Source organism: Streptomyces sp. NPDC042371 (genome assembly GCF_056437465.1).
The window spans coordinates 22,971-41,344 of the sequence record NZ_JBWKAP010000020.1 but is presented as its reverse complement, the minus strand read 5'-3'; the positions used below and the strand labels follow the sequence as shown (position 1 = coordinate 41,344).

19 protein-coding genes are annotated in these 18,374 nt (G+C 68.6%); 6 read left to right on the top strand and 13 right to left on the bottom strand.

Going from position 1 to position 18,374, the window contains the following annotated elements; translation table 11 throughout:
* Positions 1-21: 21 nt before the first annotated feature.
* Genes AC068B_RS37935 through AC068B_RS37925 form a run of 3 tightly spaced genes read left to right on the top strand, consistent with a single transcriptional unit; the run spans position 22 to position 2,194 of the window.
* Positions 22-813, top strand: a complete 792-nt coding sequence (locus AC068B_RS37935) for an ATP-binding cassette domain-containing protein (protein ID WP_478676022.1) — start codon at positions 22-24, stop codon at positions 811-813.
* A 24-nt stretch (positions 814-837) separates the two neighbouring features.
* Positions 838-1,593: an ABC transporter permease gene (locus tag AC068B_RS37930; RefSeq protein WP_478676021.1), complete on the top strand. Its 756-nt coding sequence runs from the start codon at positions 838-840 to the stop codon at positions 1,591-1,593.
* A gap of 13 nt (positions 1,594-1,606) precedes the next feature.
* Positions 1,607-2,194 (top strand): cob(I)yrinic acid a,c-diamide adenosyltransferase, encoded by a 588-nt coding sequence (locus tag AC068B_RS37925; RefSeq protein ID WP_478676020.1) that lies wholly within the window; start codon positions 1,607-1,609, stop codon positions 2,192-2,194.
* Between the two features lie 4 nt (positions 2,195-2,198).
* Here the strand turns inward: AC068B_RS37925 and AC068B_RS37920 are convergent, their stop codons facing one another.
* Positions 2,199-2,738, bottom strand: coding sequence for a hypothetical protein (locus AC068B_RS37920; RefSeq protein WP_478676019.1), 540 nt, complete (start codon positions 2,736-2,738; stop codon positions 2,199-2,201).
* Positions 2,739-2,953: 215 nt separating this feature from the next.
* Here AC068B_RS37920 and AC068B_RS37915 point away from each other — a divergent pair, with 215 nt between their 5' ends.
* The 3 genes from AC068B_RS37915 (at position 2,954) to AC068B_RS37905 (ending at position 6,840) form a co-directional block, all read left to right on the top strand.
* Positions 2,954-4,144: a sensor histidine kinase gene (locus AC068B_RS37915; RefSeq protein WP_478676018.1), complete on the top strand. Its 1,191-nt coding sequence runs from the start codon at positions 2,954-2,956 to the stop codon at positions 4,142-4,144.
* Complete coding sequence (locus tag AC068B_RS37910; protein WP_478676017.1) at positions 4,141-4,791, top strand: response regulator; 651 nt, start codon at positions 4,141-4,143, stop codon at positions 4,789-4,791. Before AC068B_RS37915 ends, AC068B_RS37910 begins: the two co-directional genes overlap by 4 nt.
* A 180-nt stretch (positions 4,792-4,971) precedes the next feature.
* Complete coding sequence (locus AC068B_RS37905) at positions 4,972-6,840, top strand: glycosyl hydrolase family 18 protein (RefSeq protein WP_478676016.1); 1,869 nt, start codon at positions 4,972-4,974, stop codon at positions 6,838-6,840.
* A gap of 89 nt (positions 6,841-6,929) precedes the next feature.
* Here AC068B_RS37905 and AC068B_RS37900 read toward each other — a convergent pair whose 3' ends face one another.
* The 12 genes from AC068B_RS37900 to AC068B_RS37845 form a co-directional block, all read right to left on the bottom strand.
* On the bottom strand, positions 6,930-7,379 hold the full coding sequence (locus tag AC068B_RS37900) for a DUF2550 domain-containing protein (protein WP_055564401.1): 450 nt from the start codon (positions 7,377-7,379) through the stop codon (positions 6,930-6,932).
* A gap of 144 nt (positions 7,380-7,523) precedes the next feature.
* Complete coding sequence (locus AC068B_RS37895) at positions 7,524-7,898, bottom strand: F0F1 ATP synthase subunit epsilon (RefSeq protein WP_356256507.1); 375 nt, start codon at positions 7,896-7,898, stop codon at positions 7,524-7,526.
* 132 nt (positions 7,899-8,030) lie between these two features.
* Positions 8,031-9,473 carry a F0F1 ATP synthase subunit beta gene (atpD, locus tag AC068B_RS37890; protein ID WP_478676015.1) on the bottom strand — a complete coding sequence of 481 codons (1,443 nt, stop codon included), beginning with the start codon at positions 9,471-9,473 and terminating at the stop codon, positions 8,031-8,033.
* Positions 9,473-10,390 (bottom strand): F0F1 ATP synthase subunit gamma, encoded by a 918-nt coding sequence (locus AC068B_RS37885; RefSeq protein WP_478676014.1) that lies wholly within the window; start codon positions 10,388-10,390, stop codon positions 9,473-9,475. Before AC068B_RS37885 ends, atpD begins: the two co-directional genes overlap by 1 nt.
* A 21-nt stretch (positions 10,391-10,411) precedes the next feature.
* Complete coding sequence (gene atpA / locus AC068B_RS37880) at positions 10,412-12,001, bottom strand: F0F1 ATP synthase subunit alpha (RefSeq protein ID WP_356256498.1); 1,590 nt, start codon at positions 11,999-12,001, stop codon at positions 10,412-10,414.
* 114 nt (positions 12,002-12,115) lie between these two features.
* Entirely contained in the window at positions 12,116-12,940 is an 825-nt protein-coding gene (locus AC068B_RS37875; RefSeq protein ID WP_478676013.1) for a F0F1 ATP synthase subunit delta, read from the bottom strand.
* The gene (locus AC068B_RS37870; protein WP_478676012.1) at positions 12,937-13,500 is read right to left on the bottom strand and encodes a F0F1 ATP synthase subunit B; all 564 of its coding nucleotides are present in this window, start codon (positions 13,498-13,500) and stop codon (positions 12,937-12,939) included. Before AC068B_RS37870 ends, AC068B_RS37875 begins: the two co-directional genes overlap by 4 nt.
* Before the next feature lie 41 nt (positions 13,501-13,541).
* The gene (gene atpE, locus AC068B_RS37865; protein ID WP_016643250.1) at positions 13,542-13,787 is read right to left on the bottom strand and encodes an ATP synthase F0 subunit C; all 246 of its coding nucleotides are present in this window, start codon (positions 13,785-13,787) and stop codon (positions 13,542-13,544) included.
* Between the two features lie 73 nt (positions 13,788-13,860).
* Positions 13,861-14,631, bottom strand: coding sequence for a F0F1 ATP synthase subunit A (gene atpB, locus AC068B_RS37860; protein ID WP_150221139.1), 771 nt, complete (start codon positions 14,629-14,631; stop codon positions 13,861-13,863).
* A gap of 276 nt (positions 14,632-14,907) precedes the next feature.
* A complete protein-coding gene (locus AC068B_RS37855; RefSeq protein ID WP_356256488.1) occupies positions 14,908-15,357 on the bottom strand; it encodes a Cg1360 family ATP-synthase-associated protein in 450 nt (149 codons plus the stop codon).
* 261 nt (positions 15,358-15,618) lie between these two features.
* Positions 15,619-16,959 (bottom strand): MraY family glycosyltransferase, encoded by a 1,341-nt coding sequence (locus AC068B_RS37850; protein WP_478676011.1) that lies wholly within the window; start codon positions 16,957-16,959, stop codon positions 15,619-15,621.
* A gap of 130 nt (positions 16,960-17,089) precedes the next feature.
* A complete protein-coding gene (locus AC068B_RS37845) occupies positions 17,090-18,349 on the bottom strand; it encodes a serine hydroxymethyltransferase (protein WP_478676010.1) in 1,260 nt (419 codons plus the stop codon).
* Positions 18,350-18,374: the final 25 nt, after the last annotated feature.

The window sequence follows — 18,374 nt, the reverse complement described above, 5'->3', positions numbered from 1 at the left end:
GACTCTGTTTTTGTGGTCGCCATGGCAATCATCAGCACCTCCGGGCTCGCCCGGACCTTCCAGTCCAAGGGCGGCCCCGTCGAGGCCGTGCGCGGCATCGACCTGCGCGTCGAACCCGGCGAGATCCTCGGCTTCCTCGGGCCGAACGGCGCGGGCAAGACCACCACCCTGCGCATGCTGACCACGCTGCTCCCGCCCACCGGCGGCGCCGCCACCGTCGCGGGCTGCGACCTCGTGAAGGACCCCTCGGGCGTCCGCGAGAGGATCGGCTACGTCGCCCAGTCCGGCGGCGTCGACCTGAGCATCTCCGTACGCGAGGAACTGATCACCCAGGGCCGCCTCTACCGCCTGACGAGGACTCAGGCGGCGGACCGAGCGGCGGAGCTGGCGCGCGACCTCGGCCTGACCGAGCTGATGGAGCGGCCCTGCGCGGCCCTCTCCGGCGGCCAGCGCAGGCGGCTCGACATCGCCCTGGGGCTCACCCACCGGCCCGCGGTGCTCTTCCTCGACGAGCCGACCACCGGACTCGACCCGGGCAGCCGGGCCGACCTGTGGCAGCTGGTGCGCAAGCTGCGCGACGAGCACGGCACGACCGTCTTCCTCACCACGCATTACCTCGACGAGGCCGACGCGCTCTCCGACCGCCTGGTCGTCGTCGACAAGGGCGTCGTCGTCGCCGAAGGCACGCCCAGCGCCCTCAAGCTCCGGTACGGCGGCTCGATCGACGCCACCCTCCAGGACACCTTCCTCGCCATCACCGGGCGGGACATCGCGTCCCGATCCACCACGGACACCGCCCCCGTCGCCGTCTGACCCTCACCACCCGGGACCCCCGCCATGCCTGCACTGCTCTCCGACACCGCGCTGATCTTCGGGCGGTACGCCCGGCAGACCCTGCGCTCCAAGTTCCAGATCCTCTTCGGCGTCCTCACCCCGCTGCTCTACCTCCTCTTCTTCGGCCCGCTGCTCACCGATCTGCCGCTCGGCTCGCAGGGCGACTCGTGGCAGGTGCTCGTGCCGGGACTGCTGCTCCAACTCGGCCTGTTCGGCGCCACCTTCAGCGGCTTCGCGCTCATCATCGAGAAGCAGTTCGGCGTGGTGGAGCGGATGCGGGTGACCCCCGTGAGCCGTCTCGCGCTGCTCCTGGGCCGGGTCCTGCGCGACGGCGCGCTCTTCGTCTTCCAGGCGGTGCTGCTCGTGCTCGCCGCGCTGGCGATGGGGCTCAGGGCGCCGCTCGGCGGCATCCTCATCGGCTTCGCGTTCGTGGGGCTCCTGACCGCGGGGCTCGCCTCCCTGTCGTACGCGCTGGCCATGAAGGTCGACAAGCCGCACGAGTTCGGCCCCGTCGTGAACGCGGTGAGCATGCCCTCGATGCTGCTCTCCGGCCTGATGCTGCCGATGGCCCTCGCCCCGGCCTGGCTGGACGTCCTCTCCCACTTCATGCCGTTCCGCTACCTCGTCGACGCGGTGCGGGCCGGATACGTGGGCGAGTACGCGACCACGACCATGCTGTACGGCGTCCTGATGGCACTCGCCTTCGTCCTGCTCTCCGTGACGGTGGGCACACGTGTCTTCAGAAGGGCCGGAGCGTAACTAGGCTGGCCGCATGGTCAATCTGACGCGCATCTACACCAGGACCGGCGACCAGGGGACGACGGCCCTCGGGGACATGAGCCGCACCGCCAAGACCGATCTGCGTATCTCTGCGTACGCCGACGCCAACGAGGCCAACGCGGCCATCGGCACGGCGATCGCGCTCGGACAGCTCGACGCGGACGTGGTCAAGGTCCTCGTGCGGGTCCAGAACGACCTCTTCGACGTGGGCGCCGACCTGTCCACGCCGGTCGTCGAGGACCCGAAGTACCCGCCGCTCCGCGTCGAGCAGTCCTACATCGACAAGCTGGAGGAGGACTGCGACCGCTTCCTGGAGGAGCTGGAGAAGCTCCGCAGCTTCATCCTGCCGGGCGGGACGCCCGGCGCGGCGCTCCTGCACCAGGCGTGCACGGTGGTGCGGCGGGCCGAGCGGTCGACGTGGGCGGCCTTCGAGGTCCACGGGGCCGGTAAGGAAGAGGGCGGGATGAACCCGCTGACCGCCACCTACCTCAACCGCCTCTCCGACCTCCTGTTCATCCTCGCCCGTACGGCGAACAAGGCGGTCGGAGACGTGCTGTGGGTGCCCGGGGGCGAACGCTAGGGCGTCACGCCCGGGCGGGCGCCTTCTTCGGGAAGAGCGTGTACGCCCCGGCGATGATGACGTTGATCCCGATCAGCCACAGCATCCGCTGCTGCCACATCCGCAGCGAGGAGACCTCGCCGTCCCCGCCCACGTACCAGACCGCGCCCTGCAGCAGTGCCATGGCGATCAGCGCGGCGAGGATCCAGCGGGCGGCGAGCTTCCACTCGTGGACGGCGCGCGCGGCGCCGTACTTCGGCGTCGAAGGGGCGGGGCCGCCCGCGAAGCGGTGGGCGACGCGCACGTCGACCCACTTGACCGTGTAGTGGCCGAGGGCGATCGAGTAGCCGATGTAGACGGCGGCCAGGCCGTGCTTCCAGTCCGGCTCGGCGCCGTTCTTCAGGTCGATCGCCGTGACGACGAACAGCAGGACCTCCAGCAGCGGCTCGCACAGCAGCACGGCGACGCTCGCACGCGGCTTCTTCGCCCAGTAACGCAGGGCGAGCCCCGCGGCCAGCAGCACCCAGAAGCCGACCTCGCAGATGATGATCAGTGCGACGATCACGGTGCTCTCCTCACATTCGCTTCCCCTGTCACCTCTCAAGGCTCGCGTTCCGAAGGCCGGTGATCGTCGTCGCCAGTGACGAAGTGGGACTGCATCCTTCGATGTAGCGGCCGTGTCACCTGCGGCCGCGGTACCCAGTTCGATGTAGTCGGCACCGGTCCGACTCCTCCCCCAGGACCAGGCAGGGGGCCCGGTCCAGCGTGTTGGATGGGGGCATGGTCCTGCCCCTCGCCCGTCCGCACCGCGTCGATGTCGGCATCGCCTCGGTCAGCCTGCTCAGCGGTCTCGCGCTGTGGGCGCTCGGACTGCACGCACAGACGGACCGGCCGCTGAGCGGCACCTGGGCGCTGGTCCCGCTGTGCGTCCTCGCGTGCCTGTCGCTGCTGCGCCGCTCGGCCCCGCAGTTCGCGCTGTGCGGTGCCACGCTCGCGCTGGTCGCCGACCAGTTCACGAACGGCAACCTCGCCTCGATCATGATGTTCACGGACATCGTGTACGCCGCCGTCGTGTACGGCACACCGGCCGCCGCCCGCCGCATCCCGGTGACCACGGGCCTGATCACGGTGGCGGTCACCATCGGCTTCCTGGCCTGGTTCCAGAAGCCCGAGGCCATCCTCATCGGCGTCCTCGCCGGAGTGATCTCCTTCGGCCCCGCCACCACCGGCGTCCTCGTGCGCAACCACCGCGAGGCCGCGGAGGCGGCGAAGCTGCGGGCCGAGCAGACCGCGCTGCTCGCCGAGATGGACCGGGTCCAGGCCGTCGGCGCCGAGCGCGCCAGGATGGCCAGGGAGCTGCACGACATGGTCGCCAACCACCTCTCGGCGATCGCCATCCACTCGACGGCCGCGCTCTCCCTGGACGACCCGAAGACCAGCAAGGACGCGCTCGCCGTCATCCGGGAGAACAGCGTCGAGGGGCTGGCCGAGATGCGCCGCCTCATCGGCATCCTGCGCGACCACTCCGGCGACCTGGAACCCATGGCCGCGCCCACCCTGGACGGCCTGGCCGCCCTCGTCGAGGGCGCCCGCACCAACGGCCTCGACGTCACGCTCGACGACGCCCGCCCCACAGACCGGCCGAAGCTGCCCGCGCCGGTGGGCCTCGCGGCGTACCGCATCGTGCAGGAGTCCCTGACGAACGCGCTCAAGCACGCCTCGCCGGGCCGCGTCACCGTCGCCCTCGCACAGGAACCGCGCGCCCTCACCGTCCGTGTGACCAGCCCGTACGGGGACCCCTCCGGGCCGCGCGCCCCCGGCTCCGGCGCCGGACTCGTCGGCATGCGCGAGCGCACCGAACTGCTCGGCGGCCACTTCGAATCGGGCCCCGAGAGCAGCCCTGACGGCAAGGTCTGGAACGTCTTCTCGACCCTGCCCGTCGACCCCGCGGACGAAGGAGCCAAGGAATGATCCGGGTGCTAGTCGCCGAAGACCAGTCAGCCGTGCGCGCGGGACTCGTGCTGATCCTGCGCAGCGCGCCCGACATCGAGGTCGTCGGCGAGGCGGCGGACGGCGAGGAGGCCGTCGCGCTCGCCCGCGAGCTGCGCCCCGACCTGGTCCTGATGGACGTACAGATGCCGCGCCTGGACGGGGTGTCGGCGACCCGGCAGGTCGTCGCCGAGAAACTCGCGGACGTCCTGGTCCTGACCACCTTCGACCTCGACGAGTACGTGTTCGGCGCGCTGCGGGCGGGCGCGTCCGGGTTCCTCCTGAAGAACACCGAGGCGAAGGACCTCCTCGAAGGCGTCCGCACGGTCGCCCGCGGCGAGGGCCTGATCGCACCGGCCGTCACCCGCCGTCTGATCGCCGAGTTCGCCGCCCCCGCGAAGCCCGCACGCGGTGAGAACGCGCCGGACCCCGCGATCCTGGACTGCCTCACGCGCCGCGAGCGCGAGGTCCTCTCCTGCATCGGCGAGGGGCTGTCGAACGCGGAGATCGCGACCCGTCTCTCCATGGCGGAGGCGACGGTGAAGACGCACGTCAGCCGGATGCTGGGCAAGCTGGAGCTGCGCAGCCGGGTGCAAGCGGCCGTCCTCGCACAGGAGTTGGGCGTCTGAACCGGAATCCGGGCCGCCGGACCGTCGCGATCCGGCCACTGGTTCAGACCTCTTGACCGATGGTCCAGACCTTTCTATTCTCACCGCACTGCGGTGAGCACTCCCCCACGTGTCCACGTGCTCACGGGCGGCGCAGGGTCCAAGCCCCTAAGACCCCCGGAACTCACCCGAGGAGCACTCGTGCGCTTCACTACGAACAGCACACGCCCGAGACTCAGACTCAGACACAAAGCCGTGGCGGGAGTGACGACCCTGCTGCTCCCGCTCGCCACCTTGGTCGCCCTCGGCGGCCCCGCCGACGCGGCCCCCGAGGCCGCCCCCGAAGCCACCGCCACGTACGCCAAGACCCAGGACTGGGGCAACGGCTTCGAGGGCAAGTGGACGATCAAGAACACCGGCACCACCACGCTCAGCTCGTGGAACGTCCAGTGGGACTTCCCCTCCGACACCAAGGTGACCTCGGCCTGGGACGCCACCGTCACCAACTCCGGAGCCCGCTGGACCGCCAAGAACCTCGGCTGGAACGGGACGCTCGCCCCCGGCGCCTCGGTCTCCTTCGGGTTCAACGGCACCGGCCCCGGCGCGCCCTCCAAGTGCACGCTGAACGGCGGCAGTTGTGACGGCGGCAGCGTGCCCGGCGACAACCCGCCGAGCGCCCCCGGCACCCCGACGGCCTCCGGCATCACCGACACCTCGGTGAAGCTCGACTGGAAGGCCGCCACCGACGACAAGGGCGTCAAGAACTACGACGTCCTGCGGGACGGCGCCAAGGTCGCCACGGTCACCGGCACCTCGTACTCCGACACCGGCCTGACCAAGGCCACCGACTACTCCTACACCGTCCAGGCCCGCGACACCGCCGACCAGACGGGCCCCGCGAGCGGCGCCGTCAAGGTCCGCACCACGGGCAGCGGCGACCCGGGCCCCGGCCCCGGCGACAAGGTCAAGCTCGGCTACTTCACCGAGTGGGGCGTCTACCAGCGCAACTACCACGCGAAGAACATCGCGACCTCCGGCTCGGCCGACAAGATCACGCACATCAACTACAGCTTCGGAAACGTCCAGGGCGGCAAGTGCACCATGGGCGACGCCTACGCGGCGACCGACAAGGCCTACACCGCCGACCAGAGCGTCGACGGCGTCGCCGACACCTGGGACCAGCCCCTGCGCGGCAACTTCAACCAGCTGCGCAAGCTCAAGGCCAAGTACCCGAACGTCAAGATCCTCTGGTCCTTCGGCGGCTGGACCTGGTCCGGCGGCTTCACCGACGCCATGAAGAACCCGGCGGCCTTCGCCAAGTCCTGCCACGACCTGGTCGAGGACCCGCGCTGGGCCGACATCTTCGACGGCATCGACCTGGACTGGGAGTACCCGAACGCCTGCGGTCTGTCCTGTGACACCTCGGGCCCGGCCGTCTTCAAGAACATGATGCAGGCGTTCCGCAACGAGTTCGGCGCCAAGAACCTCGTCACGGCCGCGATCACCGCCGACGGTTCCGACGGCGGCAAGATCGACGCCGCGGACTACGGCGGCGCCTCGCAGTACGCCGACTGGTACAACGTGATGACGTACGACTTCTTCGGCGCGTGGGACGCCAAGGGACCGACGGCCCCGCACTCGCCGCTCACGTCCTACCCCGGCATCCCGAAGGACGGCTTCAACTCCGCGGCCGCCATCGCCAAGCTCAAGGCCAAGGGCGTGCCCTCCGCCAAGCTCCTGCTCGGCATCGGCTTCTACGGCCGCGGCTGGACGGGCGTCACTCAGAAGGAGCCGGGCGGCACGGCGACCGGCGCGGCGCCCGGCGCGTACGAGGCGGGGATCGAGGACTACAAGGTCCTCAAGAACTCCTGCCCGTCCAACGGCACCATCGCCGGTACGGCCTACGCCCACTGCGGCACGAACTGGTGGTCCTACGACACCCCGGCCACGGTCCGCGCCAAGATGACCTGGGCCAAGGACCAGAAGCTCGGTGGCGCGTTCTTCTGGGAGTTCAGCGGTGACACGGCAAACGGTGAGCTGGTGTCTGCCATCAATGACGGTCTGAAGTAGCCCTCTGGGCCGTCCCACGAACGAAGCCGGGAAGACGAGATCGCCCCTTGTCTTCCCGGCTTCTCGCGTTCCGACCCATCGGACAGGCCCTAGGCCACGTTCACCCGCTGGCCGGGAGGTGCCGCCTCCAGCCAAGCCAGGAAACCCGTGAGCGCGTCCTCGCTCATCGCCAGTTCGAGGCGGGTGCCGCGGTGCTGACAGCCGAGGACGATGGCGTCGGAGAGCAGGGCGAGCTCCTCCTCGCCGTCCGGGGCGCGACGGTCCACGACCTCGATGGCGGAGCGCTCGAGAACCCGGCGCGGCCGGGGAGCGTAGGAGAAGACACGGAACCACTCGACGCGGTCACCGTTGTAGCGGGCGACCCCGTACCCCCAGCCCTTGCCGGAGGTGTCGCCCTTCTCCGGGGCGTCCCACCGCAGGCTGCAGTCGAAGGTGCCGCCGGAGCGCTGGATCAGTCGGCGGCGCAGGCCGAAGACGAAGAGCCCCACCAACACCAGCACGATCAAAGCAAGTCCGCACACGAGCAGAGTGAGGATCATCGGCACCGACCTCCTCGCCTCTACCGTCGGCCGAAGGGCCGACAACGGACCAATACATTGCACCCGCATTGCCTCAGCCGCGACCCGGTCCGGAATGTTCCCGGACCTGGCCGCGGCTGAGTCACGTTACGCCGCGCGCTGGGGTCAGCGCGTCGCCACCGCACGCAGTCGGACGTCGGCGCGACGCTCGGCGGAGGCGTCGGCCTCCGACTTCGCGCGCTCCAGCGCCCGCTCCGCACGCTGGACGTCGATCTCTTCGGACAGCTCCGCGATCTCGGCCAGCAGCGACAGCTTGTCGTCCGCGAAGGAGATGAATCCTCCGTGGACAGCGGACACGACCGTGCCGCCGTCACTCGTACGAATGGTCACCGGGCCCGATTCCAGCACACCGAGAAGCGGCTGGTGACCGGGCATGACGCCGATGTCGCCGGACGTGGTGCGTGCGACGACCAGGGTGGCCTCACCGGACCAGACACTGCGGTCCGCTGCGACCAGCTCGACATGCAGCTCAGCAGCCAAGGGTGGCTCCTCGGGTCACCACCCGGCGGTTCAGCCGGGTGTTGGGTCAAATTCTAGTGGGCGTACGAAGAGGGGCGGGACACGGCCCCTGTGCGGGGTGTCCCCGCCCCTCTCCGCATCGAGCTAGTGAGCTCAGGAGACGCCGAGCTCCTTGGCGTTCTTCTTGAGGTCCTCGAGACCACCACACATGAAGAAGGCCTGCTCGGGGAAGTGGTCGTACTCGCCGTCGCAGATCGCGTTGAAGGCCGCGATCGACTCCTCGAGGGACACGTCCGAGCCGTCCACACCGGTGAACTGCTTGGCGGCGTGCGTGTTCTGCGACAGGAAGCGCTCCACGCGACGGGCACGGGCGACGACGAGCTTGTCCTCTTCGCTGAGCTCGTCGATACCGAGGATCGCGATGATGTCCTGGAGGTCCTTGTACTTCTGCAGGATCGTCTTGACGCGCATGGCGGCGTCGTAGTGGTCCTGCGCGATGTAGCGCGGGTCCAGGATGCGGGACGTCGAGTCCAGCGGGTCCACCGCCGGGTAGATGCCCTTCTCCGAGATCGGACGCGACAGCACGGTCGTCGCGTCGAGGTGCGCGAAGGTCGTGGCCGGGGCCGGGTCGGTCAGGTCGTCCGCGGGGACGTAGATCGCCTGCATCGAGGTGATCGAGTGACCACGGGTCGACGTGATGCGCTCCTGGAGGAGACCCATCTCGTCGGCCAGGTTCGGCTGGTAACCCACCGCGGACGGCATGCGGCCGAGCAGGGTCGAGACCTCGGAACCGGCCTGCGTGAAGCGGAAGATGTTGTCGATGAAGAACAGCACGTCCTGCTTCTGCACATCGCGGAAGTACTCCGCCATGGTCAGACCGGCCAGGGCGACGCGCAGACGCGTGCCCGGCGGCTCGTCCATCTGGCCGAAGACCAGCGCGGTCTTGTCCAGAACGCCGGCTTCCTCCATCTCGACCATGAGGTCGTTGCCCTCACGGGTGCGCTCGCCGACACCGGCGAAGACGGAGACACCGTCGTGCAGCTTGGCCACACGGACGATCATTTCCTGGATCAGCACGGTCTTGCCGACACCGGCACCACCGAACAGACCGATCTTTCCACCCTTGACGTACGGGGTGAGAAGGTCGACGACCTTCAGGCCGGTCTCGAACATCTCGGTCTTGGACTCGAGCTGGTCGAAGGCCGGGGCCTTGCGGTGGATCGTCCAGCGCTCGGCCTCGGCGACCGTGGACGGGTCGTCGTTCAGCACCTCACCGAGGGTGTTGAACACACGGCCCTTGGTCACGTCGCCGACCGGCACCGAGATGCCCTTGCCGGTGTCGGTGACCGGGGCCTGGCGGACCAGGCCGTCGGTGGGCTGCATCGAGATCGCGCGGACCACGCCGTCACCCAGGTGCTGGGCGACCTCGAGGGTCAGCGTCTTCTTCGCGCCCTCTTCGGCCGGGTCGTCGACCTGGACGTGCAGGGCGTTGTAGATCTCCGGCATCGCGTCGACGGGGAACTCCACGTCGACGACCGGGCCGATGACCCGGGCGACGCGGCCCGTGGCAACGGCCGTCTCAACAGTGGTCGTCATTACTTGTCACTCCCCGCGGTCGCGTCGGCCAGGGCTGCTGTGCCGCCGACGATCTCGCTGATTTCCTGGGTGATTTCGGCCTGGCGGGCCGCGTTGGCAAGCCGGGAGAGGCTGTTGATCAGATCCCCGGCGTTGTCGGTCGCCGACTTCATCGCGCGGCGCGTGGCGGCGTGCTTGGAAGCAGCCGACTGGAGCATCGCGTTGTAGATACGGCTCTCGACGTACCGCGGCAGCAGGGCGTCGAGGACGTCCTCCGCCGACGGCTCGAAGTCGTAGAGCGGAAGGATCTCGCCCTTGGTGGGCGACTCCTCCGCGACCTCTTCGAGGCTGAGCGGCAGCAGTCGGCTGTCGATGGCCGTCTGCGTCATCATCGAGACGAACTCGGTGTAGACGATGTGGATCTCGTCCACGCCGCCCTCCGCCGTCTCCTTCTCGATGGCCTCGATCAGCGGCACCGCGACGTTCTTGGCATCCGCGTACGAAGGCTCGTCGGTGAAGCCCGACCACGATTCCACGACCTTGCGCTCGCGGAAGTTGTAGTGGGCAAGACCACGGCGGCCGACGATGAACGTGTCGACCTCCTTGCCCGCTGCCTCGAGGCGCTCGGTGAGCTGCTCCGCGGCCTTGATGGCGTTGGAGTTGAAGGCGCCGGCCAGTCCGCGGTCGCTCGTGAGGAGCAGTACCGCGGAACGGGTCGCCGTCTCCGCCTCGGTCGTCAGCGGGTGCTTCGTGTTCGAGCCAGTGCCGACCGCCGTGACCGCGCGGGTGAGCTCGGTCGCGTACGGCGTGGAGGCCGCCACCTTGCGCTGTGCCTTGACGACACGCGAGGCGGCGATCATCTCCATCGCCTTGGTGATCTTCTTGGTCGCGGTGACGGATCGGATGCGACGCTTGTAGACCCGGAGCTGGGCTCCCATGAGTCAGGTCCCTTCCTTACGTCACTTGGCAGCGGCGGGGGCGTCCTCGCCGAGAAGCTTCCCGTCCGAGGTCTGGAACTGCTTCTTGAACGCCGCGATCGCGTCGCCGATGGCCTGCAGGGTGTCGTCCGACATCTTGCCGCCCTCCTTGATGGAGGTCATGAGGCCCTTCTCGCTCTGGTGCAGGTACGAGAGGAGCTCACGCTCGAAGCGGCGGATGTCGTTGACCGGCACCTCGTCCATGCGACCGGTGGTACCGGCCCACACGGACACGACCTGGTTCTCGGTCGCCATCGGCTCGTACTGCGGCTGCTTGAGCAGTTCGACCATGCGCTGGCCGCGCTCGAGCTGCGCCTTCGACGCGGCGTCCAGGTCGGAACCGAAGGCGGCGAACGCCTCCAGCTCACGGAACTGGGCGAGGTCCACGCGGAGGCGGCCGGAGACCTGCTTCATCGCCTTGTGCTGCGCGGAACCACCGACTCGGGAGACGGAGATACCGACGTTCAGCGCGGGGCGCTGACCGGCGTTGAAGAGGTCCGACTCCAGGAAGCACTGGCCGTCGGTGATGGAGATGACGTTGGTCGGAATGAACGCCGACACGTCGTTCGCCTTGGTCTCGACGATCGGCAGACCGGTCATCGAGCCCTTGCCCAGCTCGTCCGAGAGCTTCGCGCAGCGCTCGAGCAGACGCGAGTGCAGGTAGAAGACGTCACCCGGGTAGGCCTCGCGCCCCGGCGGGCGGCGGAGCAGCAGGGACACGGCGCGGTAGGCGTCGGCCTGCTTCGAGAGGTCGTCGAAGATGATGAGGACGTGCTTGCCCTCGTACATCCACTGCTGGCCGATGGCCGAACCGGTGTACGGCGCCAGGTACTTGAAGCCGGCCGGGTCGGACGCCGGGGCGGCGACGATGGTCGTGTACTCCAGCGCACCGGCCTCTTCGAGGGCACCGCGCACGGAGGCGATGGTGGAGCCCTTCTGACCGACGGCGACGTAGATGCAGCGCACCTGCTTGTTCACGTCGCCCGAGCGCCAGTTGTCGCGCTGGTTGATGATCGTGTCGACGGCCAGGGCGGTCTTGCCGGTCTGGCGGTCACCGATGATCAGCTGACGCTGGCCACGGCCGATCGGGGTCATCGCGTCGACGGCCTTGTAGCCGGTCTCCATCGGCTCGTGCACCGACTTGCGCTGCATGACCGTGGGGGCCTGCAGCTCAAGGGCGCGGCGACCGCTGGTCTCGATCTCGCCGAGGCCGTCGATCGCGTTGCCGAGCGGGTCGACGACGCGGCCGAGGTAGCCCTCGCCCACCGCGACCGACAGGACCTCGCCGGTACGGGTGACCGACTGGCCCTCTTCGATGCCGCTGAACTCGCCGAGGACGATCGAACCGATCTCGCGCTCTTCCAGGTTCAGCGCGAGACCGAGGGTCCCGTCCTCGAACTTCAGCAGCTCGTTGGCCATGGCCGAGGGCAGGCCCTCGACCTTCGCGATGCCGTCGCCGGCAAGGGTGACCGTACCGACCTCCTCGCGCGAGGCCGCGTCCGGCTTGTACGCCTGGACGAAGTTCTCCAGCGCGTCCCGGATCTCCTCCGGCCGGATCGTGAGCTCCGCCATCTGGGTTCCCTGCTCTCCTTGTTGGGCCCGAAAGTTTTCTTGGGGGTCTGGGGTAAATCCCCCAGGAATCCTCTGCACGGCCCAACTAGGGCCGTAGGTCGTGCTTTGTTGCTTTTACTGGCCGGCCACGCGGCGGCCGACTTCCTCGATGCGGTCCGCGATGGAGCCGTTGATGACCTCGTCGCCCACCTGGACCGTGATCCCGCCGAGGACCTCGGGGTCCACGTCGAGGTTCAGGTGCATCGGGCGTCCGTACACCTTGGCCAGGGCATCGCCAAGACGCTGCTTCTGCCGGTCCGAGAGCGGAACGGCGGAAGTGACGACGGCGACCATCCGGTTGCGGCGGTCCGCGGCCAGCTTGGAGAGGGACTCGAGTCCGTCTTCCAGGCTACGTCCACGCGGCGCGGTCACGAGGCGCTCGACGAGCCGCTCCGTGACGGCGTCGGCGCGACCACCGAGCAGGCTGCGCAGCAGCTCGCTCTTGGCCGTGCCGGTCGCGGCGCGGTCGGTCAGCGCGGCTCGCAGCTCGGTGCTCGACGAGACGATCCGGCCGAACCGGAAGAGCTCGTCCTCGACGTTGTCCAGGGCGCCGGCCTTCTGCGCACCGGTCACATCGGCGAGGTTGGCGAGCTCCTCGAGGGCGTCCACCAGGTCACGCGACTGCGACCAGCGCGAGCGCACCATGCCGGCCACCAGGTCGGCGGTCACGCCGCCCACCTGTCCGGAGAGGAGGCGGCCCGCGAGCTCGGCCTTGGCCTCGCCGGACTGCGCCGGGTCGGTCAGGACCCGACGCAGCGAGACCTCACGGCTGAACAGCGCGGTGACCGCGGCCAGCTCGTCAGCGAGCTGCTTCGCGTCGACCGAGGTGCTGTCCGTCAGCGCGTCGAGGCGCTCGCGCGCGGCGGCCAGGGCCTCGCGGCTAGCTCCGTGCGCTGTCATCGAGCGGCCTCGGCCTTCGCTGCAGCTTCATCGAGGCCGTCGAGGAAGCGGTCGATCGTGCGGCTCTGCCGGGCGTGGTCCTCAAGGGACTCGCCGACGAGCTTGCCCGCCAGGTCGGTGGCCAGCTGGCCCACGTCCTGACGCAGCGACTGCGCGGCGGCCTTGCGGTCGGCCTCGATCTGCGCGTGGCCTGCGGCGACGATCTCCTCGCGCTGACGCTGGCCCTCGGCCCGCATCTCGGCGATGAGCGTGGCGCCCTGCTCCTGCGCCTCCTGGCGCAGACGCGCGGCCTCGTGCCGGGCCTCGGCGAGCTGAGCCTTGTACTGCTCAAGAACGCTCTGGGCCTCGGTCTGAGCGGCCTCGGCCTTCTCGATACCGCCTTCGATCGCCTCCCGGCGCTCTTCCAGAACCTTGTTGATGTTCGGGAGGAGCTTCTTCCAGAAGAAGAAGAAGACGATGGCGAAGGCGATGGCGCCGACGAGCAGCTCGGGACCGGGCGGAATGAGCGGGTTCTGCTCCTCCGCGTGCTCGGCCGCCTGCTGTACCAGGTTGGCGATCACATCATTGCCTTTCGTCGAACGGGACTAATCGTCTCGGGCGATCAGGAGCCGTAGACGAACGGCATGACGATGCCGATGAGGGCGAGCGCCTCACAGAAGGCGAAACCGAGGATCTGGTTGGCACGGATCAGGCCGGCAGCTTCGGGCTGACGGGCGAGAGCCTCGGTGCCCTTACCGAAGACAATGCCGACACCGATGCCGGGGCCGATGGCCGCGAGGCCGTAGCCGATGGAGCCGAGGGCCTTGATGTCACCCTGGAGGGCGGCGAGCTCGAGAGTCGCGGACATGCCGTTACTTCCTTCTCTTTCATGGACCGGTGGGGGTTGGCCACCGGGCGCTTAGGGGGTTGCAGGAGGGCGATCAGTGGTGCTCGGCCAGAGCGCCCTGGATGTACGAGCAGGCAAGGAGTACGAAGACGTACGCCTGGACGGCCTGCACGAAAAGCTCGAAGAGGATCATCGCCATGGTCATCACGAAGGAGACACCGGCGGCCGGGATCATCCAGCTGTTCAGCAGGTACCAGGAGGCGACGGTGAACATCACCAGCATCAGGTGACCGGCGAACATGTTGGCGAAGAGTCGCACGGCGTGCGTGAAGGGGCGCACCAGCAGGTTCGAGAAGAACTCGATGAACGACACGAGCCACTTGATCGGGCCGAGCGAATTGTCGAACCCGGTGATGTTCTTCCAGCCACCCACGAAGCCGTGCTTCTTGAAGGTGAGCGGAACCCAGACCAGGTAGACGACCGCCGCGAGCACTGCCGGGTAGGCGATGATCGACGAGACCGGGAACTGGGTCAGTGGGATCACGGACCAGATGTTCATGATCCAGATGAAGAAGAACAGCGACACCATGAGCGGGACGTACTTCTCGCCGTCCTTCTTGCCCATCGTCTCGTAGACGATCCCGCGGCGTACGAAGTCGTAGCCGGCCTCGCCCATCATCTGCAGCTTGCCCGGGACCAACTTGGCCTTGCCGAACGCCACGTAGAAGAAGGTGACGACGACGAGCGTGGTCATCAGGGCGAGCAGCATGACCTTGTTGAACTCGAACCCGCCGACGGTGAACATCGGCTTGAAAAGGAACGAGTGCAGGCCCGGAGCCGGGAAGCCACAGCCGTTGTCGGACATGATCCGACAGCTCCAGTCAAAGGCGAGCTCAGTTTGGTCAGCACTCACCGCGGGCTCCTTCGGCGTGACGCATAGGTACGGCAACCTCGTTGTCGTGTCGGCGCGGCGCGCGGCCGCGGGTCGGCACCGGACTGGTGTTTCGGAAGTGTGAGCGGCATTCAGGCATCGAGCCTCGCGATTGTGCAGGCGTCAGCTCAGATGCCCGCGCCCGCAGTGCCGCAGTTGGCACCGGACGATAGCAGCATCTCGAACGGCCATTTATCCCGCCCCTACCCTTCACGTCGACGACCCCGACTTCTCCGGCTTGTCCTTCTTCGAGGAGTCGCTTTCGGAGTCGGGTTCGACGTAAAGGATCTTCGCCTTCATGTGTGCACGCGCCTGTGCGGCCATCCACACGATGGTCGCCGCGACGAGCGCGGCCGCGAAGGCCCTCGGATTGAAGAGCGTGGTGTCCTTGAACAGACCCATGAAGACCAGAAGCAGCAGGAGTTGGGCGACGTACAACATCATGCCCATTGCCTGAAACAGCTGCGGAAGGGATTTCGCCGTCTTCTGCAGGACGAACAGACCGAGCCCCATGAAGGCAATGACGACCACGGTGCCGACGACGGCGCCGATCGCTCCCTTGCCACCGGCAACAACACCACTGACGGCGGCGACGATCACGCCGACGGCAGCCGTGGGCACGGCGGTCTGAAGGAGATTTCGGGCGTCTTGAGACGGCATGGCGGCAGCTCCGCTTACTGATGGGGGCAGGGTGTCGTCATGGACGAGCGTAGACCCGGGCCGAGGGGGTCCCTCGGGCCAATGGACCGTCGCACTACGGTCCTTCGGCTCTACCCCGGGATCTCGTGAACCGTATCACAAACTATTTGATGAGGTCTTTACCTGTTAGGTGTGCCGACTGTCACACATGAGAAGTAATCCGCGCGTCTGTGCATCTGGAGCGTCAGTTTGTCTGGTAATGAAGCGTTTTCGGGTCACGCGTCAACGTGACGAACCGGCTTCACGCCGTTCCTGGAAGCGCGAACGGGCGCCGATCGCGGTCGCTCCGTTGACGCCCGCCGAGACCGGAGTCTTCTCCTCCGAGCCGTCGGGCGCCTGCCCGTCCTCATGCGCCCCATGCATCGCTTCCTGGGCCGCCAGTCCGGCGGCCGCACGGCGGCGGCGGTAGCGCGGCGGCACGAAGGCCTCGGCCCACCGCGGGGTGCGCGGTGTGAAGCGCGGCAGCAGGAGCAGCACGAGCCCCAGCGCGCTGAGCGCGACGATCAGCAGCAGGATCCACATGCTCGTCGAGTGCACCGAGTACGCGACGGTGCCGAAGGCGATGAGCCCCGACCAGAAGTACATGATCAGCACCGCGCGGCTGTGCGAGTGGCCGATCTCCAGGAGCCGGTGGTGGAGGTGGCCGCGGTCCGCGGCAAACGGCGACTTGCCGTTCCAGGTGCGCCGGACGATCGCGAGGACCAGGTCCGCGAAGGGGATCGCGATGATCGTCAGCGGCATCAGGAGCGGGATGAAGACCGGCAGCATCGCGTGGGTCGCGTCGCGTCCCGTGCCGAAGTTCAGCTTCATCGCGGCCGGGTCGACCTGTCCGGTGACGGAGATCGCGCCCGCCGCGAGGACGAGCCCGATGAGCATCGAGCCGGAGTCGCCCATGAAGATCCGGGCGGGGTGCATGTTGTGCGGCAGGAAGCCGAGGCACATGCCCATCAGGATGGCGGCGAAGAGCGTGGCGGGGGCCGCGGCCTCGATGCCGTAGCCGTACCAGATCCGGTAGGCGTACATGAAGGACGCCGCCGACGCGATGCACACCATGCCCGCGGCGAGGCCGTCGAGGCCGTCCACGAAGTTCACCGCGTTGATCGTGATGACGACCAGCGCGACGGTGAGCAGGGTGCCCTGGCCGGACGTGAGCGAGACCGTGCCGACGCCGGGGACCGGGATCCACAGGATCGTCAGACCCTGCATGACCATGACGCCCGCGGCGATCATCTGACCGCCGAGCTTGATCAGCGCGTCGATCTCGAACTTGTCGTCCAGCACGCCGATCAGCCAGATCAGCGCCGCTCCGGAGAGCAGCGCACGCGGCTCGTTGGAGTTCTCGAAGACCGCGTTCAGGTTCGGCAGGTGATCGGCGACCAGCAGGCCCGCGCAGAGCCCGAAGAACATCGCGATGCCCCCGAGCCGGGGTGTGGGTTCCCTGTGGACGTCGCGGGCGCGGATCTCCGGCATGGCGCCGGCCACGATCGCGAACTTCCGCACCGGGCCGGTCAGCAGGTAGGTCACCGCGGCCGTGATGCAGAGCGTCAGCAGGTATTCACGCACGGGCTTCCCCACAGGTTTCGCTGGCCATCTCAGCCCCACACCCTAGCTTTGCGCGCATACGGTTGGGGACTTCCGGGTAGCGACGATGGTTGCACGAGTCTCCGAGGGCCCCTGACCCGACTGCTCCTGGCTAGGCCGGATACGGCGGAAATGCCGCCACCAGATCGCGTACCTCTTCTCGTACGTTCGAGTCCTCCCGCACCGCTTCGACCAGCAGGCCCGCGATGCGGACCAGCTCCGCGTCGCCCATGCCCTGGGTCGTGACGGCGGCGGTTCCCAGCCTCAGGCCGCGGATCTCGCCGTGGGGCAGGGCGCAGGTGTCGAGGAAGATCCCGGACGCGGCGAGCCTGCCGCGGGCGGTGTGTGCCTCCACTCCCAGGGGGGTGGGATCGGCCAGAACCAGATGAGTGTCCGTACCGCCGGTCGTGATCGCGAACCCGCCTGCGGCCAGCGCCTCGGCCAGGATGCGTGCGTTGTGGACCACCTGATGGGCGTACCCCGTGAACGCCGGAGTGGCCGCCTCGCCGAACGCCACGGCCTTGGCGGCGATCGTGTGCATCTGGGCGCCGCCCTGCGTGAACGGGAAGACCGCCCGGTCGATCCTCTCCGCCAGGTCCGCCCCGCACAGCAGGAGGCCGCCCCGCGGGCCGCGCAGGACCTTGTGCGTGGTCGCGCAGACGACGTCGGCGTGCGGCACGGGGTTCGGCGCCGCTCCCCCGGCCACCAGGCCCATGGGGTGCGCGGCGTCGGCGATGAGATGGGCGCCCACGTCGTCGGCGATCTCGCGGAAGGCCGCGTAGTCGATGTGCCGGGGGTAGGAGATCGAGCCGCACACGATGGCCTTGGGCCGGTGCGTGCGGGCCAGGGCGTGCACCTGGTCGTAGTCGATGAGGCCGCTCTCGGGATCCACCCCGTACCCGACGAAGTCGAACCACCGGCCGGAGAAGTTCGCGGGCGAGCCGTGCGTGAGGTGTCCGCCGTACGGCAGGCCCATCGCGAGGACCGTGTCGCCGGGGCGCAGCAGCGCGGCGTACGCGGCGAGCACGGCGGAGGAACCGGAGTGCGCCTGCACGTTGGCGTGCTCGGCGCCGAACAGGGCCTTGGCGCGGTCGACGGCGATCCGCTCGGCGATGTCGACCAGCTCGCAGCCGCCGTGGTGACGGGCGCCGGGATAGCCCTCCGCGTACTTGTTGGCGAGCGGCGAGCCGAGCGCGGTGAGGACGGCGGGCGAGGTGAAGTTCTCGGCGGCGATCAGCTGGAGCGCGTCACTCTGCCGGGCGACCTCCGCGATGAGGACCTCGGCCAGCTCGGGGTCCTGCCTGCGCAGCCCGTCGAGGTCCGTGAAGGAGGTGGGTGCGGTGCGTGCGGTGCTGACCGTGCTGAGCGGCATCGTGGGCTCCGGGGCCTTGCAGGGG

What these genes read in the sequence shown, in the direction of transcription:
- AC068B_RS37900 (WP_055564401.1), bottom strand. Translation starts at nt 7,379, where the DNA reads ATGATCCTCACTCTGCTCGTGTGCGGACTTGCTTTGATCGTGCTGGTG.
- atpE (WP_016643250.1), bottom strand. Translation starts at nt 13,787, where the DNA reads ATGTCCGCGACTCTCGAGCTCGCCGCCCTCCAGGGTGACATCAAGGCC.
- AC068B_RS37930 (WP_478676021.1), top strand. Translation starts at nt 838, where the DNA reads ATGCCTGCACTGCTCTCCGACACCGCGCTGATCTTCGGGCGGTACGCC.
- atpB (WP_150221139.1), bottom strand. Translation starts at nt 14,631, where the DNA reads ATGTCCGACAACGGCTGTGGCTTCCCGGCTCCGGGCCTGCACTCGTTC.
- AC068B_RS37855 (WP_356256488.1), bottom strand. Translation starts at nt 15,357, where the DNA reads ATGCCGTCTCAAGACGCCCGAAATCTCCTTCAGACCGCCGTGCCCACG.
- AC068B_RS37935 (WP_478676022.1), top strand. Translation starts at nt 22, where the DNA reads ATGGCAATCATCAGCACCTCCGGGCTCGCCCGGACCTTCCAGTCCAAG.
- AC068B_RS37845 (WP_478676010.1), bottom strand. Translation starts at nt 18,349, where the DNA reads ATGCCGCTCAGCACGGTCAGCACCGCACGCACCGCACCCACCTCCTTC.
- atpA (WP_356256498.1), bottom strand. Translation starts at nt 12,001, where the DNA reads ATGGCGGAGCTCACGATCCGGCCGGAGGAGATCCGGGACGCGCTGGAG.
- AC068B_RS37885 (WP_478676014.1), bottom strand. Translation starts at nt 10,390, where the DNA reads ATGGGAGCCCAGCTCCGGGTCTACAAGCGTCGCATCCGATCCGTCACC.
- AC068B_RS37915 (WP_478676018.1), top strand. Translation starts at nt 2,954, where the DNA reads ATGGTCCTGCCCCTCGCCCGTCCGCACCGCGTCGATGTCGGCATCGCC.
- AC068B_RS37875 (WP_478676013.1), bottom strand. Translation starts at nt 12,940, where the DNA reads ATGACAGCGCACGGAGCTAGCCGCGAGGCCCTGGCCGCCGCGCGCGAG.
- atpD (WP_478676015.1), bottom strand. Translation starts at nt 9,473, where the DNA reads ATGACGACCACTGTTGAGACGGCCGTTGCCACGGGCCGCGTCGCCCGG.
- AC068B_RS37925 (WP_478676020.1), top strand. Translation starts at nt 1,607, where the DNA reads ATGGTCAATCTGACGCGCATCTACACCAGGACCGGCGACCAGGGGACG.
- AC068B_RS37910 (WP_478676017.1), top strand. Translation starts at nt 4,141, where the DNA reads ATGATCCGGGTGCTAGTCGCCGAAGACCAGTCAGCCGTGCGCGCGGGA.